This is a genomic window from Aeromonas sp. ASNIH5 (assembly GCF_002902865.1).
In the GTDB taxonomy this organism is placed as follows: Bacteria; Pseudomonadota; Gammaproteobacteria; order Enterobacterales; family Aeromonadaceae; genus Aeromonas; species Aeromonas caviae.
The window spans coordinates 3,467,401-3,483,958 of record NZ_CP026122.1 but is presented as its reverse complement, the minus strand read 5'-3'; the positions used below and the strand labels follow the sequence as shown (position 1 = coordinate 3,483,958).

Here is a 16,558-nt window from a genome sequence, read left to right as displayed (position 1 = left end):
ATGAGGGGTTTGGCGGCCGGGGGAAAGTCCCCCAGCCCGGTGCATGCCCTCAGCGCTGACCCGAGCCCTGATGCTTGGGAGCGAGCAGGAAGGGGGTGACCTCCTTGGCGGGCAGGCCGGGCGCCACCGCATCCACCACATCCTTCTGGTGCTGGTTGAGCTTGATGCGGGCGCGATCCCGCCCCGCCTCCACCAGCCTGGGGGCGTCCAGCGGGCCGGAGACCCGAAAATCGATGCGGGTCACCACGTCCACCACGGGCTCCAGCAGCTTGGAGAGGGCCAGCACATAGAGCCCGGTGATGGGGGTCAGGGAGAAGGCCGCCACCACGGGCAGGGTGCCCCCCAGGTTGGGGGAGAAGCTCAGATCAAAGTCGAGCCGCCAGCGCACCAGATCCGCGATGCCCTTGCCCCGCAGGTTGCCCGCGGCGCCCTTCATGTAGAAGTCGTTGTTCTCCACCACCCCCTGATTGACCTTGGCGGAGGCGGACATGGACTCGAAATAGAAGCCCTTGTCGAAGACGTCGCGAAAATCGAGGCGCAGCTTGCGCATCAGGGAGTCGAGGCTCAGCAGGGAGAGCAGCCGGGCCCCCTTGTCGTTGACCTCCCGCAGGGTGCCTCCCTCCAGCTGGTAGTCGGCACTGCCCGCCAGAGTCGGCAGGCTCAGGCGGTAGGGCACGTCACGCCAGTTCAGATCCAGCGCCAGCTTGCCCGGGGCATCCCCGATGGGCGAGGTGTAGCCGAGCCGCTTGAGCAGGAGCTCGCTGTTGCGGGTCTCGAGGTTCACCCTGGCACGGGTCTGCATCTGGCTGCCACGGGCCAGCCACTCGGCGCTGCCGCGCAGGGTGCTGCCCGCCAGGCGCATCTCCAGTCCCTTGAGATCCAGCCGGTTGGCCCCGGGCAGCAGCTCCCCCTTCACCTCACCCAGGGGCAGCTCGCCGAAGCGGCAATCCACGCAACTGAAGGTGAGCCAGGGAATGGCATTCATGATGGCCCTGTCCTGGCGCTCATCGGGATCCGGGCTGAGATCGGTCCCCTTGCCGGACCAGTAGATGCGGGCAAACTTGGCATCGATGGGGCGCCCATCGGCCACCGGCACCCGCACCACCCCCATCACGTCGGGGCTGTCGATCATCACCTCGGTGGCCTGGTTCACCGGCCCCAGGGTGAAGTGCACCGCCTTGAGGCTGGCACTGCCGATGTCGGCACGGGCCAGCTGGCCATCTACCCACCACTCCTGGGGCAAGAAAGAGGGGCCCACCACCGCATTGTCACTCGGCGCCGAACCGGCCGGCAGCCACTGCTTGAGACGAGCCAGCCAGCCGGCCACGTCCGCCTGCTGCTGGTTGATGGCGAGCAGCATGGGCTTGTCCTGCATCACCCGCGCCCCGGGCTGGCCGATGTTGACCCGCACCCGGCTGAGGTAGGGGACGCCGTCGCCGTACACCAGGCGGCTCTGCATGTCGATGTCCGCCCCCAGCACGGCGCGGATGTCGGCGCTGCCATCACGCCCACGGGCCGTCACCTTGAGGGGCAGCCGGGTACCCGCCGCCTTGGTCAGGGGCACAGGCAGATCCAGCCCCATGCCCTGCAGGTTGGAGTCCAGCGCCAGCTGGAAGCTGAACGCCTTGTTCTCGGGCAGGGTCAGCCCCAGAGTACCGGACCAGTTGCTGCGCCCCTGGAGCATCTCGAGGGCCGGTATGTCCCGGCGCTGGCGGCGGCTGTCCCACTGCCCCTGGAACTTGAGATCGGCCTGATAGCCGTGGGGCAGTTGCCGCCCCTGATAATCCAGGGTCAGCGGCTGGTTCCACAGGCTGGCCTTGAGGTTGTGAATGCGCGTCTGCTCGTTGTCATACTCGAGCGTCCCTGCGACCCCGTCGAGGGGCAGATCCAGGGAGGCGATCCTCACCTTGTTGTCCTTGAAGCTGGCTTCCCCGCTGGCCTTGACCTCCCCCTCGCCATCCAGCGGTATGTCAAGCTTCACCGTACCCTTCATGGGGCCGCGGATCTCCACCTCCCGCAGCGCCTGACCGACGGATCCCCCCAGCGGCGAGTCCTGCAAATAGTCGCTGATGGCCTTGCCCTCGCCCTCAACCCTGGCATCCACGTAGAGGTGAGCCCCCGGATAGAGGTCCGGGATCCAGGCGTGCACCGAGTCGGAGCTGGCCTTGCCGAGCTGGGTGGCGCGGCTGTTCATGTCGAGGCTGGCGTTCTGGAACAGCAGATCGATCTGCAGGTCGGTCAGCGGCTGCCAGCCCGGGAAAAACTCGTAGGTGGCCTGTTGCAGCGGCACCGCCACCTGGAAGACGCCCTTGCCGTTGTCGTAGGGGAAGTCACGGAATTCGCCGTACCAGAGCAGGTCGGCCCCCTTGGCCTTGCCCCCCTTGATGGCGCCGCTCAGGTAGCTCACCAGCCCCTCATCCATCACCGCCAGGGGGTAGTAGCGATCCGCATGGGCCGCGTTCTTGACGTCGATCCGCCCGGTCAGGGCGAGGAAGGGGTGCTCGAACAGCTCGAGGCGAAACCGGCTGGCGAGGCGCAGATCCGGGTTCTCCAGGGCAATGTCCTGACCATAGAGCACCCAGCCTTGCGGCGCCCGCCACCAGTCGAGGGCCGCACTCAGGCTGTCCACCGGGATGGGTTCCTTGAAGTGGCGGGCCGGATCCACCTTGCCTTTGCCCAGGGTCAGGCGGGCGCGTCCCCCGTTCGGGGTCAGCCAGAAGTCGCCGTCCAGCTTTTGCAGACCGGGCACATCGTGCCAGGCCCGGGTCCCGAAGCCGCGCAGTTGCCCCTGCAAAGAGAGCCCCTGCCAGTCCCCGTCGGCCTGCAGGACCAGCTCCTGCAACTGGCCCCTTGGCCGGGTGCGCTTGAGGGTCTCGGTCAGCTCGGGATAGAGGCCGGAGACCAGCTGGCTCAGGTTGGCAATCTGGTCGAGATCGATGGCGGGCACATAGCCCTGGATGCGCGAGCCGATGCGCTCGAGCTGCAGGCGGCTGTGCAGCCAGGTGGCGCCATCGAGCTTGAAGATGACGTCGTGGCTCGCGAGCTGCCACGCCTCGCCGTCCCGACGCAGCTGGATCTTGCCCCCCTGCAGGTCGAGGCGGTGCGGCTCTCCCTTGATCTCGTCTTTCCAGATCAGGTGGTTGTTGCCAAAGGCCAGCAGGGAGTTGCCGAGCCTGCCCTTCTCGAACTCGCTCCAGAGCTGGAAGTCGAGCTGGCCGCTCACCGGCGGCGCGCCGGCGTGGATCCGGGCCAGCATGGGGCTGATGTCCAGCTCGCTGGCCCCCAGATAGAGCTGGCCCTTGAGGCGGTCGAGCCGCACCTCGGGGGCATCCACATCGATGATGAGGTCCAGGGTGCTCTCTCCCACCCCGTTGATGAGATAGGCCTTGCCGACCCCCTGATGCCGCTTGCCGCGGTTCTGCCAGCGCAACTGGGCGATGTCGAGGGCGCGCACCTCCCCCAGTGCCGTGGTGAGGCTCAGGCGTGTGTCGTGAATGTCGAAGGTGGAGAGCTGGGTCAGCAGGAAGCGCAGCAGGGCCTCCTGCTGGTTCGCGCTCTTCCCGCTGACGGGGGTGGCGGGCTGGGTCATGTCCAGCGCGATGTTGCCGTCGCTCAGGATCAACTGGCCAAACACCGGTCTGAGTTCGTTGAGGGAGCGCCAGAAGTCGAGGTGGGCCCACACCTTGCCAAGGCGCAGGGAGAAACGCCCCGAATCGGGGGCGATGGCCAGTCCTTCCAGCCCGATGGCCGGGCCGCGGGGAGTCCACTCCAGCCCGACATGATCCACGCTCACCTCGAGCTGACTCTCCCCGAGCAGAGTCCCTATCACGGCCGCCCGGTGCTGGTTGAGCAAGGGGCCGCCCAGTCGTACGACGCTGACCAGAACGGCCAGCAGCACGAAGAAGACTCCGAGGGCCAACCAGCCCCGACTCAGCCAGCGGTAGACCAATTACATCATCACCACATCGAACTGTTCCTGCCCACAGAGCGGCTCGGAGACCACCCTGACCTGCTTGCCGATGAAGACTTCCAGCTCCGCCAGACTGTGGGACTCCTCCCCCCGCAGGTAATCGGCCACCGAAGGAGCCGCATAGACGGTGAACTGATCCGCGTCGTAGGCGCGGTTGACCCGGATGATCTCCCGCAGGATCTCGAAGCAGACCGACTCCACCGTCTTGACCCGGCCGCGCCCCTTGCACTCGGGGCACTCGGCGCAGAGCACGTGCTCCAGGCTCTCCCGGGTGCGCTTGCGGGTCATCTCCACCAGCCCGAGCTGGGAGAAACCGTTGACGTTGGTCTTGGCCCTGTCCTTGGCAAGCGCCAGCTCCAGGCTGTGCAGCACCCGGCGGCGGTGATCCTCGGACTGCATGTCGATGAAGTCGATGATGATGATGCCGCCGAGGTTGCGCAGGCGCAGGTGACGGGCGATGGCGGCGGTGGCCTCGACGTTGGTGTTGAAGATGGTCTCTTCCAGATTGCGATGGCCGACGAAGGCGCCGGTGTTGATGTCCACCGTGGTCATGGCTTCGGTCTGATCGATGATGAGGTAGCCGCCGGATTTCAGCTCCACCTTGCGCTCCAGGGCGCGCTGGATCTCGTTCTCCACGTCGTAGAGATCGAAGATGGGCGACTCGCCGGAGTAGTACTCCAGCTTGTTGGCGAGCTCGGGCACGTACTCCTCGGTGAAGCGCTTGAGCTGATCGAAGCTCTGGCGGGAGTCGACCCGGATCTTGTCGAGCTCGGCCCCGACGAAGTCGCGCACCACCCGGAACGCCAGGCTGGGATCCTCGTAGAGGATCTTGCAGGGGGGGTACTTCTGCTTGCGCTCGAGGATCTTGCGCCACAGGCGCTTCAAGAAGGCGGCGTCCTGCTCCAGCTCCTGCTCCCCCACCCCTTCGGCGGCGGTGCGGATGATGTAGCCGCCCAGTTCGTCCACATAGCCGGCCACGGTGCGCTTGAGGCGCTCGCGCTCCGCCTCGGATTCGATGCGCTGGGAGACCCCCACGTGGGCACTGCCCGGCATGAAGACCAGATAACGGGATGGCAGGGTGATGTCGGTGGTGAGGCGGGCGCCCTTGGTGCCCAGGGGATCTTTCACCACCTGCACCATGATGTCCTGCCCCTGGCGCACCAGTTCGGCGATGTTGCCGGCCTGGAACTGCTCCTTCTCCTTGATCGCCACGCACTCGGTGTGGGGCACTATGTCGGAGGCGTGCAGGAAGGCGGCCTTGTCCATGCCGATGTCGACGAAGGCGGCCTGCATGCCGGGCAGCACCCGGCTGATCTTGCCCTTGTAGATGTTGCCGACGATGCCGCGCTTGGCCTGACGCTCCACGTGCACTTCCTGCAGCAGACCGTTCTCGACCAGGGCGACCCGGGTTTCGGAGGGGGTGACGTTCACCAGCAGTTCGACTGACATAAGTTACCTTGCCTTTCTAGTTTTAAATTCTGGCACGACGAACAATGGGTAACTCAGCAGCACGCTGCTGACGGGAGGATTACCGGGTCTGCTCGAGGTGCTGCTTGATCAACAGATCCGTCTCCAGCAGGGGCAGGCCGACCACGGCGCTGTAGCTCCCCTCGAGCCGGCTGACAAACTTGCCGGCGATGCCCTGGATGGCGTAGGCGCCGGCCTTGTCGCACGGCTCGCCGGTGCGCCAGTAGGCCTCGATCTCGGACTCGTCCAGCTTGCGGAACGCCACGTTGGTGGTGACCAGCCGCACGTCGCAGCGCTCCGGGGTGGCCAGCGCCACCGCGGTCATCACCTGATGCACCTTGCCGGAGAGCGCCTCCAGCATGTCCTTCGCATCGAGCAGATCGGACGGCTTCTCCAGCACCCGCTCCCCCAGCACCACTATGGTGTCGGCCCCCAGCACAGGCAGCGCCGTCGGCGCCGCGGCCACACCGGCCATCGCCTTGTCGCGGGCCAGCCGGCAGACGTAATCCTGGGGCTTCTCACCGTCGTTGCGCAGCTCCGGCACATCCAGCTTGAGGACCTCGAAACGATAGCCCAGGCGGGTCAGAAGCTCATGCCGGCGGGGGGAACCCGAGGCGAGATAGAGTTGCAGTTCGTTGTGCTTGTTCATACTTCACTCAATGAGACGATGCGCAGTTACAATGCGTTGTTTTTATTCACATTCACTTGATATTGAAGCGACGCCGCACCTTGCGCAAGACCATAAAAATCCAGGGCCATATTAACATCGTCGTCAACGTCGACCAAAAGTAGGCGAAGTTGAGGCTGGCCCGGCTGAACAGATGCTCCGCCCAGAACACGGTGATCTTCCCCACCAGGGAGAGCAGACCGATGATCAGCGCCTGCTGCCAGAGGGAGAAGTTGCGGATCTTCTGGAACTGGAAGGCCGCCAGGTAGGTGGTGATGGCCATGGCCATGGCCCGCACGCCGAGGGTGCTGCCGAGCAGCACGTCCAGCAGCAGGCCCGCCACCCAGGCGGTGCCGACGTTGGTCCGGTGCGGCAGCGCCAGCGCCCAGTAGATGAGCACCATGGCGAGCCAGTCCGGACGGAAGGGTTCGAATTGAAAGGGAAGCGGCAGGATGGAGAGGCACAGGGCCAGCAGGATCGAACACCAGATCCAGATCCTGCCGCTGGCGGGTTGCAGCATCAGCGCGTCGCCCCCGCCGCCGAGGTTGCCGTGGCCGCCGAGGCGCTCGCCGCAGGCTCAAGGGCATCCTTGTCGTGTACTTCCGGTTTCTTGTCGGTCCACAGCAGCAGCAGGTAGCGCAGACGGTCCAGCGCCACCAGCGGCTTGGCCTCGATCTGGGCGAAGGGCTTGCCCTCCACGTAGTCGGAGCGGGTCACGGTCGCCACCGGATAACCTTCCGGGAAGCGGCCGCCCAGGCCCGAGGTGACCAGCAGATCGCCGACCTGGACGTCGGTGTTGCGGGGCAGGTTGCGCAGCTCCAGCTTGTCCAGCTCGCCGCTGCCGGAGGCGATGGCGCGCAAGTCGTTGCGCAGCACCCGCACCGGGATACCGTGGCTGGAGTCGGTGATGAGCAGGACGCGACTGGTGGTGGAGCCCACGTGGAGCACCTGACCGACCACCCCCTGATCGTTGATCACCGGCTGGCCGTTGTAGACGCCATCCAGCGCCCCCTTGTTGATCAGCACCTGATGGCTGAAGGGGTCGGAATCCACCGACAGCAGCTCGGCCACCATCTTGCGGGACTCCTTGTGTACCGGCGACCCCAGCAGCTCGCGCAGACGCTGGTTCTCGTGCTCCAGCTGATCCATCTTGAGCAGACGCGAGCGCAGGGTGAACAGTTGCTGCTCCTGCTGCTTGGTCTGCTCGATGAGATCGGCGCGGGTCTGCACCTGGGTCGACATGGTGTCGAGCAGGGTGCCGGGGGCGTTGGCGATGTATTGCAGCGGGCTCACCAGGGAGCTCAGATAAACGCGGACATGGCTGAACACACCGAAGCGGGAATCCGCGACGATGGCAGCGACGGAGATGATGACGGCGAGAAACAACCGTAACTGAAGCGAAGGGCCTCTACCGAAGATGGGTTTCATGAGTCGTCAAAAAAGAGCCGGCGCTCGGCCGGCTTTGGGTCTTATTCGTAGTGGAACAGATCGCCACCGTGCATATCGATCAGCTCCAGCGCCTTGCCACCGCCACGGGCGACACAGGTGAGGGGATCTTCAGCCACGACGACCGGGATGCCGGTCTCTTCCATCAGCAGACGGTCGATGTCTTTGAGCAGAGCACCACCACCGGTCAGCACCATGCCGCGCTCGGAGATATCGGACGCCAGCTCGGGCGGGGATTGCTCCAGGGCCACCATGACGGCGGAGACGATGCCGGAGAGCGGCTCTTGCAGCGCTTCCAGGATCTCGTTGGAGTTCAGGGTGAAGCTGCGGGGCACACCCTCGGCCAGGTTGCGACCGCGCACTTCGATCTCGCGCACCTCTTCGCCCGGATAGGCGGAGCCGATCTCGTGCTTGATGCGCTCGGCGGTGGCTTCCCCGATCAGGCTGCCGTAGTTGCGACGGACGTAGCTGATGATGGCTTCGTCGAACTTGTCGCCACCGATACGGACGGACTGGGAGTAGACCACGCCGTTCAGGGAGATGATGGCCACTTCGGTGGTACCGCCACCGATGTCCACCACCATGGAACCGGTCGCTTCGGAGACCGGCAGGCCGGCACCGATGGCGGCAGCCATGGGTTCATCGATCAGGTAAACCTCGCGGGCGCCGGCGCCCAGAGCGGATTCCTTGATGGCGCGACGTTCCACCTGGGTGGAGCCGCAGGGCACGCACACCAGCACGCGCGGGCTGGGGCGGAAATAGTTGTTGTCGTGAACCTGTTTGATGAAGTGCTGCAGCATCTTCTCGGTCACGTAGAAATCGGCGATCACGCCGTCTTTCATCGGGCGAATGGCGGAGATGTTACCCGGGGTACGACCCAGCATCTGCTTGGCGGCATGACCGACAGCAGCGACCGATTTGGCGTTCCCGCGCTCTTGGCGAATGGCGACAACTGAGGGTTCGTTAAGGACGATCCCTTGATCTTTTACATAGATCAGGGTGTTGGCAGTTCCCAAGTCGATCGACAGATCGTTGGAAAAGACGCCTCTGAGCTTTTTGAACATGGCTACGGGAAATCCTAAGAATTTGGAGGTGCAGAAAACCGGCTAACTTTACCAATGCCCACCCCAATGGGCAAGCGCTCAAACTGTCGCCAATCAATCAGGCGCGACAAAAATGCGAGTCATCACTCACCCGCTCAGGCCGACAAACACTACGAAACAAGGAGATAAGACGCCACTGTACAGCAATGCGTCTATCTCCCCGTGTCAGCCCGGGTGTCAGGGCATCACTTCGCGGCGATAAATAATTCTGTCATTACCCCGATCCCGGCCAAAAATGGCCTCTCCCAGCAGGTGATCCGCCGTGGCCGGATCCGCCAGCCAGAGGGGAGAGAGGGGCTGTTTGTCCAGCCGGATCTCGTAGGGAATGCGCACACTCTGGTTCGGCGCGGCGAAATGGAACCGGGTCTCGCCTGCGTCGAAACCGACCTGAGTACCGCCCGGAGCCACATTGCCGAGACCAAGGCGAATGCGGGTACCGTCTTTGAGGATCAGATCCCCCGTCGCGGAGTCATAGCGTTGCTCCGCATCGGTAAAGACGATACCACCTCCCGCCAGGGAGATCTGGGTACAGATATCTTGCGAATTGGCTCGCCTATCTTGCGAATTGGCTCGCCACTGCCCCCCTTCGAAATATTGCACCTGAAGCGGCAGCGCCAGCGGGGCGCTGGCCGCCCCCTGACGAGTGCTGGCCAGCAGGCGGCCGTAATAGGCGATCATGGTGTCGTTCTCCCCTTGCAAAATAGAGAGCTGCCTGGCGGTGCAGTTCACCCCGCTCTGGCAAGTGCCGCTGACGGCTGGATTCATGTTCCGACCGCTGAGGAAGCTGGTCTCAGGAGTCTCACCGTCCGTCACTCTGAGCCCTAATCGCAGGAGCGGCAAGGGCTCTTCCGGTGCGGTCAGGCTAGGGGTCAGTTCGCGCAGCCGCATAAAGCGGGTTTGACCTGACTGCTTGCCTGTTCCTTCGGTCCAGCTGGCGGCCAGAGGTGCCAGCCGATTGGATCTGTCCACCCCGTCCTGATTGTTGGCGGCCACCAGGGTGAGGGTCCCTCTGGCAAAGGCATCACGGTAGTTCCTCGTGACACTCCCTTCCTTGTTGCGCGCCTCCACCACGGTCTGTACCCCGAATGGCTGGCTCATATAACTGAAACCACCGCAGGCCGGGGTGACGGTACCGCTCGTCATGTTGAAGTCCCAGGGTACGAAGCGCCCCAACGGTACGCTGGTGGCGGGAGGGATGGTGTAACCGAAATAGCCCGTTGATACTGTGCTTCCCTCTGGCAACGTAGCCGCTGGTGGCGTCGCCTTGATCCTGAAGACCCCGACCTCGTTGAGGCTGAGGGCGGGTGTATTGAGGCTGGCACTGGCTGCAACGTGGCTGTACCTGGTCGGGGTGACCTGGGCGACCACGCCCCCCTGAGGGGCCACCAGCTCGCTGGTCAGGGCGATGTCGGACAACACGAAGTTGGGGGTGGTGCCATTGCCGGTGCAGATATCCCCATCGCTGTCGCTCTGCCACGCCATGGCCTGGATATTGAGCGAGAAGCTGTCTCCCGTCCTCTTGAACACAGGGCAGGTGATATCCCCTGCCGCGCAGGTCCCCTGGGTGGGCGTGATGCAGAGCCCCACCGGGCGGGAGACAAACTGATCCGCCCCCGTCATCACCAACCCGGCGCTGTCGCCGCTGCCCTCGTGGCGGGCGTTGAGCTGCATCTTGCCCGCATCCGGGTAGTTGACCGTCAGGGTCACCTCCCCCTGGGCATCGAAGGCCAGTTCCGTGCTGGCGGCCGCCGCCTGGCTAGTGGCGACGGCACTGCCATTGACCGTCACCTTGCTGCCAAATGCATTGCCAGTCGGATCTATGTAGTCGCTCCAGAAGCTGACGGGCTTGCTCACATCGGCAAAGCCCGGCACGCACTGCTGGCTGGCGTCATCTTTCTTGACCGCCTTCATCAGCACCTGCTGCGGCTTGTTGGCATAGGTATCTTGCACCTCGAACAGGAAGCCGCTGTCGGCAAAGTCCAGGGTGCAGTCCTCGGCACTCGGCTCGCCACCCGCGGCCCGACACAGGGTGGCAGACCCGGCCTGAGGGGTAGCGCTTGCCACACCGATCGTCAGCACTCCGGGCTTGTTGCCCCGCAAGGAGACGGACGCGGCACCGCCGGAAAGGGAGATATTGCCCCCACCGACCCAGAGCCCGTTGCTCTCAGGGGTAACCGAGAGCTGAACCTCCACAGGGTCCGTCACCAGGGCCGTACACGCCAGGTCGGCACAGGCTCTGACCGTGACCGATTCTGGGTTGCAGGTGAGGCCTGATCCCGTATGGTCGAGTTCGAAGTGGTGCAGGGTGACGCCTTCCGGTTGGCATACGTCGGGCCAGTCGCCGGTAAAGGGCTCATGGATGATCTTGCTGCCCCAGCCTGACATGGTCACGTTGACGGCGGACACTGCCCCGGTCAGCACAGCCTGGTCACTCATGGTCAGATTGCCTGCTTTCACATAGAGAATGGCGTTGAGCTTGGCATTACCGCTCAGGGTGGCCTTGCCAAACCCGTAGAACAGGAAGTTGTTTGCCGAGCCCTCTGCGTTGACATTCATCTGACCACGCAGGGAAATGTCGCCATTCACATAGAGCCGAGCCGTGCTGTCATCATCCACCACCACATCCAGATTGGTGTTGCTGATGCTGAGCTTGTCGATCCAATGTTCCCCGCCGGAGAGATAGAACACGACCTCGTGGGTGCCGCTGAGGCTGAGCTGGTCGAGATAGTGAGCATGCACATAGCCCTTCACGGCAGACCCATCCTGCATGCTCAGGCTCTGATAGAGCTTGATCAGTAAGTTGTCTGGAGGGGAGCCTGTCCCGCTTGAGTAGATCTTGGACTCGCTCATCATGGCCAGGGTGTAGATGTCCATGTGGGCCTTGGTCGTACTACCGCTATCAACGAAGTTGATCCGGCTGTTGTTTTTCATCGTCAGCGTACGGATCGCCCACTGCCCATTCGCCAGGGTGATGACGCTCTGCGCCCCCAGAGTCAGGCTGTTCAATGAGTGAGGCTGAAAGCGGGCGGCCGCGACCTGGTCTGCCTGGTTGACCGCCACCGCCAGGGTGTCATGGACCCTGATGGCAAGACCGGAGAGGGTCGCACCTTCATTGAGGGTGACACTGTTCGCGTTCAGCGTGCCCGTCCCCTGCAGCTTGCTCGAGTCTTGCATGGTCAGGGTCTTGACGAACACATTGGCGCCATTGACATTCAGTGCCGCCCCTCCGGAGAGGGAGAGGCTCTGGAAGTAGTAATTCTTGCCGCTCTCCAGCGTGGCCTGACAATTCCAGCCAGACCAGTTTCCTGCCCCATAGTTGCCAGGGCTCAGGTTTATCGCGCCGTTACAAGACACATTGCTGCCGCCGCTATAACTGGGGAAATCCTGGGTGGCGGCGGGGAAATCCTTGGGGTCGGCCTTGAAGGTCTGGTCCGCAAGTGGTGTGGCCAACGCTCCCGTGATCCCGCAATAGGATTGCCAGGCACTGCCCACATACTGACCCCCGGCGTTCCCCGTACTGGTCGAACAGCCGGACTGGCCGCCGAGAGAGGCACTCAGAAACGGATAGTTGGCCGGCTGGCTGGCCCCCACGATCGAGGAACCATCTGTCATGGAGAGCTTTCCCGGAGAGGCATGGCTCTGGACCGGGTAATCAAACACCCCCATGCACTGATCGGCCGCCTGTACCGAGGCCGCACCCAGCAGCATGGTGAACAGCATGGGACCCCAAAGAGGCTGTTTTGACGTCATGAATGCGGGCTCCTTGCAAGGGGTCTCACGGCGTGGTGCCATCGAAGGCCTCCGCCATCACGCTGCGGCTGACCGCAAAATCGGGGGAGGCGCCGCCGCTGTCATCCCCGCACTGACCGATACCCGTCAGTCGCCACCCCTTGGTGGTACGAGCGTTATGGTCGACGATCACCTCTGTACAACCCAGGCTGGCTCGGCAACCCGCCAATCCCAGCGCATCGGCGGGGAGGTCCAGGCTGAGATCGCTGCAGCTCTGCCCCTGCCAGTGGCCGTTGGGGTAGAGGCGATAGAGCCCGATTTCGACGGCGCTCTGGGCCGCCATCAGGGCACGCACACCGCGCACCTCCACCGTGTGCTTCTCGCTGCTGTCCACCAGGAAACGCCCCATGGCCGCCGCCAGCAGGGCCATGATGACGATGACGAAGAGGGCGATCAGGATGGCGCTGCCCCGCTGAGACCTCACCATGGAGGGAGTGTCAGGGCGCATTGAGGGTCTCCAGCTTGTGGTGGAAGACGACGCGCTCGTCGCGCTGCTCGAACTCCAGCCGCAGCCCCACCTCGCTCTGGTTGAAGGCGGCGGGTTCCCGATAGAAGTAATAGGCGGCGGGACGAATATGCTCCGCCATCAACTGGGTGGTCTCGCTGCTGCTCAGGGTGTCGTCCAGGGGCATGGCCATGCGCCAGAGGCTGCCCCCTCTCACGCAATAGAGCACCTGCTGGTTCGCAAAATAGATGCGCTGCCCCGGCGAGTCCTTGACGAAACCGTTACTGAGAGTCAAGGGCAGTGCGCCCGATACGTCGCTGCCCACATCGGTGACGCGGGCGGTACAGCTTCCCTGCAGGCAGCCCTGATTCAGGAGGCCCGTGCTCGCGAGGGGATACACGATGGCAAGATCCTCATTTTTCTTGGGGAGCACGGATGGCGTGACTATGCTGAGCCCAGTGCTGGCCACAGAGCCCAGATAGCGACTGGCGGTAGCGATGGGCCAGAACCGCAGACAGGCCCCCTGCTCCTGGGCACCGCCCCCTTCGTCCTCGACCCGCACCGAACCGGGGACCGCGTCGCGCACCTCGCGATTGAGCCGCTCCAGGGCGAAACGGGCATCGCTCATCAGTTGCTCGCGGCGGCTGGCATCTCCGTAGATCTGGGTACCGATGCCGATAAACTGGCTGGAAAATGTCGCCATCACCCCGAGCAGCAGGATCACCATCACCAGCTCCACCAGGGTGAAGCCCCCCTCACGCCCGGGTCGAACGCGGTCACGGGCGAGTCTGGCACATGGCTGTTCCCACGCGGCATCACGGGAATGTGGCTTGCCCATCAGTAGTTCCCCCGATAGAGGCCGAAGACCAGCTCGCTCCCGTCCGGCAGGCGCACGGTCAGGGTGATGCGCTTGCCGATGGACTCGGCTCCCTCCCCCGCGCTGCCAAAGAGGGTATCCGGCACTACCGCGATCTTCACCTGGTAGCGCCGATACTCCTCTTCGCTGCTCGCGGCCGAGGCCTGGGTAAAGTAGCTGGCGTCCACCCAGCGGCCTGCCGTGTCGAAATCGTCCACGTCGTTGAACGTGTAGGGGCGGGTCTCGCCACCATCGGGGCCATAGTCGGCGCTCGCCGTGCAGGGGGGATAGGTGAAGACGGGCACACCAGCCGTCTCGCCACAGCGAAAACGGCCGCCGTTGTGATCGGAATGCTCGTCGAAAGACTTCTCCAGCATCTCGCCGAGGATGCGCTGGGCGAGCTGAGCGGCGCGTACCTGCTGCACCGGATCCACCGCCTGGGGAGCCTGATTGATAAGCAGCCCCAGGATGCCGGTCAGGGCGACGGCCAGCAGCACGATGCCGACCACGAACTCGACCAGGGTGAAGCCGCGGCGGATCTTAGGGGATCGCATGGATATAGCCTTCCGGCTCGATGCGCAGCCGGGCACTCTCCTGGCCGCTGCTGACCGCCAGTTCGCAGCCGTTGATGCAGCCAGGCCACAGGGGCCTGCCGCTGCGCTTGTCGAAATGGAATGTCCCCTGGGGGGAGAATTGCAGGTTGCCGGACGCCTGCACCAGGCGCCCGCGACTCTGCTCATTCCCACGCCAGCCCGAAATGGGGGCAGGCGCACAGCTCGCCCCGGTCAGATGGCCAAAACGCCCCGCCTCCAGCACTAGCTGGGTGCAGCGCGCGTCCCCTTCCTGCATGTTCATGGTCTGCACCAGCCGCAGCCGGGCCACCAGCTCATCGCGCAGGGTATGGGTTTCAAAGCCGCCTTTGCCCAGCCACTTGGGCACGGCAAAGGCGGCCAGAATCCCGAGCAACAGGATCACGATCACCAGTTCAATCAGGGTGAAACCCTTCTGCATAAAGACCCTATTAAATGAAAAATGAACGGGGCAACTTAAGATGCCCCGTTCATCTAGACGTTATTTACAGGTTGCCAAAGAACCTGACACAGCGGCAGTCGCTGTAGAGGTGGAGGTGGCTGCGGTATAGACAACATAGCAACCATCACCCTTGGTATTTGTCGGATAGAACTTTGCGATACCACCAGCGTCGGTAGAACCCGCGCCACTGATCGCCCAACCGTCCAGGCTGACCGCTTTCACAATACCGTCAGCATTTGCAGTCGGGTAACCAAACAGAGTGGTGACAGTACCGCCAGCAACAGAGACATTCTTCACGGTAGAGGATGCCTCAACACCTTCCAAGGCAGCCTTGCTGTACACCAGACCAGAAGCACTTTGCAGTGCAGCTTGTACACCCTGTGCCGCAGCGGCCTTGGCATCATCCTGCAGATTCAGGAACTTGGGTGCGGCGGTGACCGCCAGAATGCCCAGAATGATGATCACGATAACCAGTTCGATCAGGGTAAAGCCCGATTGCTTTTTCATTACGTCTTTCCTCGGTTTATCAATTGATATTGGTGGTCACCTGGCCGGAGGCCGGGCGATAACTGAAACTCATGAACGCATCCGTGCTCCCTTGCGGGTCCTGATAACGTCCATCACTTCCCTTGCTCAGGCTGTTGACCAGATAGTAACGGCAGACCGAATCCAGTCCATTGTTGCTCACCGTGGCATAGAACTTCAGGTCATTGCCGCTACCGCGCACCTCGTCAAAGCGGGCAGTAGCCTTGGGAGGATTCTGCAACAACCCCTCCCAAATATTGAGGCAGCGGGCCGCCGTCAGGCTGGCCGGATCCACATCGGGCGTGCCACTTGCTGCCGTGTCCATGGGATACCCGGGAGAGAGCTCGCCATTGCTGACCTGGCTGTCGGTCGGCGTGGTCAGATAGAAACGCGAGCCGTCATAGAGCACGGTGTTGAGCCCATCCTGCCTGGCACGCCCTTCGGCCTCCCACTGGGCCCGCACCAGGGACACTCCGGTGGCGAAACCGCCGGACACCCCTTCCACGCTCGCCTTCTTCGCCTCGTCGGTCACATCGAGAAAACGGGGCAAGGCGGTGACGGCCAGGATCCCAAGGATCACGATGACGATCACCAGCTCAATCAGGGAAAAACCGGCCATCCGGCCAAGCGCCCTAACGGGTCTCACTCTCTTTGCTGCCATGCTGCCTCCGTAATGGTCCGCATTATTTCATGCGGATAGAAAAAAATCATGTCAATGAAATACTTGAAGCACCCAATCAGGGGCGGGCCACCACCCGGCCATCGGTGAAGCTGTAGTGCAGCCAGTGTCCTTCCTGGCCGAATTCACACCCGTCGCCTCCTTCGCTGACAAGGGCCTGCCAGGATGAAAGCCCCTCATCGTGCCCCAGCAGGGCGAGCCAGAGCTGACGGCAATCGGCCGATGGCGACTGGCGCGGCAGCACCGCCAGAGGCCAGCCCCGCTCATCGAACTGCCAGGCTGTGCCCTCGGCATGGAGCACCGACGGACGCCGCTCGTCGAGCCAGCGTCCGTGCAGGCGCTGGGCCCGCTGTGCGAACTGCTCACCGAGCAGGCTGGCGCTGATGGCCAGCGCCTCTTCCCTGTGATTGCGATAGCTCATGACCAGGGCCGTGACGATGACCGCCAGCAGGATAAAGACGACGACCCGCCGATACCCCCCCAGCCAGTGCTCATCCCGCTCGGACTCTCTGCTCATGCTCTTTCATACCCTGTTCTCTGTGCCCGGCACGGGCGGCATCCGGATAACCGTGAAGATAC

At 63.5% G+C, this 16,558-nt stretch carries 14 protein-coding genes; all 14 read right to left on the bottom strand.

Annotated elements, in window-relative coordinates; all coding sequences use genetic code 11:
• Window positions 1-49: 49 nt before the first annotated feature.
• On the bottom strand, window positions 50-3,949 hold the full coding sequence (locus C2U30_RS16350) for a YhdP family protein (protein ID WP_199767285.1): 3,900 nt from the start codon (window positions 3,947-3,949) through the stop codon (window positions 50-52).
• Window positions 3,950-5,419 carry a ribonuclease G gene (rng, locus tag C2U30_RS16345; RefSeq protein WP_039040432.1) on the bottom strand — a complete coding sequence of 490 codons (1,470 nt, stop codon included), beginning with the start codon at window positions 5,417-5,419 and terminating at the stop codon, window positions 3,950-3,952.
• A gap of 79 nt (window positions 5,420-5,498) precedes the next feature.
• Entirely contained in the window at window positions 5,499-6,086 is a 588-nt protein-coding gene (locus C2U30_RS16340; protein WP_103244115.1) for a Maf family protein, read from the bottom strand.
• A 52-nt stretch (window positions 6,087-6,138) separates the two neighbouring features.
• Window positions 6,139-6,624 (bottom strand): rod shape-determining protein MreD, encoded by a 486-nt coding sequence (mreD, locus tag C2U30_RS16335; protein ID WP_010672635.1) that lies wholly within the window; start codon window positions 6,622-6,624, stop codon window positions 6,139-6,141.
• A complete protein-coding gene (gene mreC, locus C2U30_RS16330) occupies window positions 6,624-7,532 on the bottom strand; it encodes a rod shape-determining protein MreC (protein WP_029313545.1) in 909 nt (302 codons plus the stop codon). The genes mreD and mreC overlap by 1 nt, the downstream gene beginning before the upstream one ends.
• Window positions 7,533-7,573: 41 nt before the next feature.
• On the bottom strand, window positions 7,574-8,614 hold the full coding sequence (locus tag C2U30_RS16325) for a rod shape-determining protein (RefSeq protein WP_005308111.1): 1,041 nt from the start codon (window positions 8,612-8,614) through the stop codon (window positions 7,574-7,576).
• 216 nt (window positions 8,615-8,830) lie between these two features.
• Complete coding sequence (locus tag C2U30_RS16320) at window positions 8,831-12,403, bottom strand: DUF6701 domain-containing protein (protein ID WP_103244114.1); 3,573 nt, start codon at window positions 12,401-12,403, stop codon at window positions 8,831-8,833.
• A 25-nt stretch (window positions 12,404-12,428) separates the two neighbouring features.
• Window positions 12,429-12,890 carry an MSHA biogenesis protein MshP gene (locus C2U30_RS16315; protein ID WP_233720945.1) on the bottom strand — a complete coding sequence of 154 codons (462 nt, stop codon included), beginning with the start codon at window positions 12,888-12,890 and terminating at the stop codon, window positions 12,429-12,431.
• A complete protein-coding gene (locus C2U30_RS16310) occupies window positions 12,880-13,725 on the bottom strand; it encodes a PilW family protein (RefSeq protein WP_103244113.1) in 846 nt (281 codons plus the stop codon). The genes C2U30_RS16315 and C2U30_RS16310 overlap by 11 nt, the downstream gene beginning before the upstream one ends.
• Window positions 13,725-14,297, bottom strand: coding sequence for a prepilin-type N-terminal cleavage/methylation domain-containing protein (locus tag C2U30_RS16305; protein WP_045522944.1), 573 nt, complete (start codon window positions 14,295-14,297; stop codon window positions 13,725-13,727). The genes C2U30_RS16310 and C2U30_RS16305 overlap by 1 nt, the downstream gene beginning before the upstream one ends.
• Window positions 14,284-14,754, bottom strand: coding sequence for a pilus assembly FimT family protein (locus C2U30_RS16300; protein ID WP_045522946.1), 471 nt, complete (start codon window positions 14,752-14,754; stop codon window positions 14,284-14,286). The genes C2U30_RS16305 and C2U30_RS16300 overlap by 14 nt, the downstream gene beginning before the upstream one ends.
• A 60-nt stretch (window positions 14,755-14,814) precedes the next feature.
• Window positions 14,815-15,282, bottom strand: coding sequence for a prepilin-type N-terminal cleavage/methylation domain-containing protein (locus C2U30_RS23105; protein WP_045522947.1), 468 nt, complete (start codon window positions 15,280-15,282; stop codon window positions 14,815-14,817).
• A 19-nt stretch (window positions 15,283-15,301) separates the two neighbouring features.
• Entirely contained in the window at window positions 15,302-15,961 is a 660-nt protein-coding gene (locus C2U30_RS16290) for a type II secretion system protein (RefSeq protein ID WP_041214308.1), read from the bottom strand.
• A 76-nt stretch (window positions 15,962-16,037) separates the two neighbouring features.
• Window positions 16,038-16,496 (bottom strand): hypothetical protein, encoded by a 459-nt coding sequence (locus C2U30_RS16285; protein ID WP_103244112.1) that lies wholly within the window; start codon window positions 16,494-16,496, stop codon window positions 16,038-16,040.
• Between the last annotated feature and the right edge of the window lie 62 nt (window positions 16,497-16,558).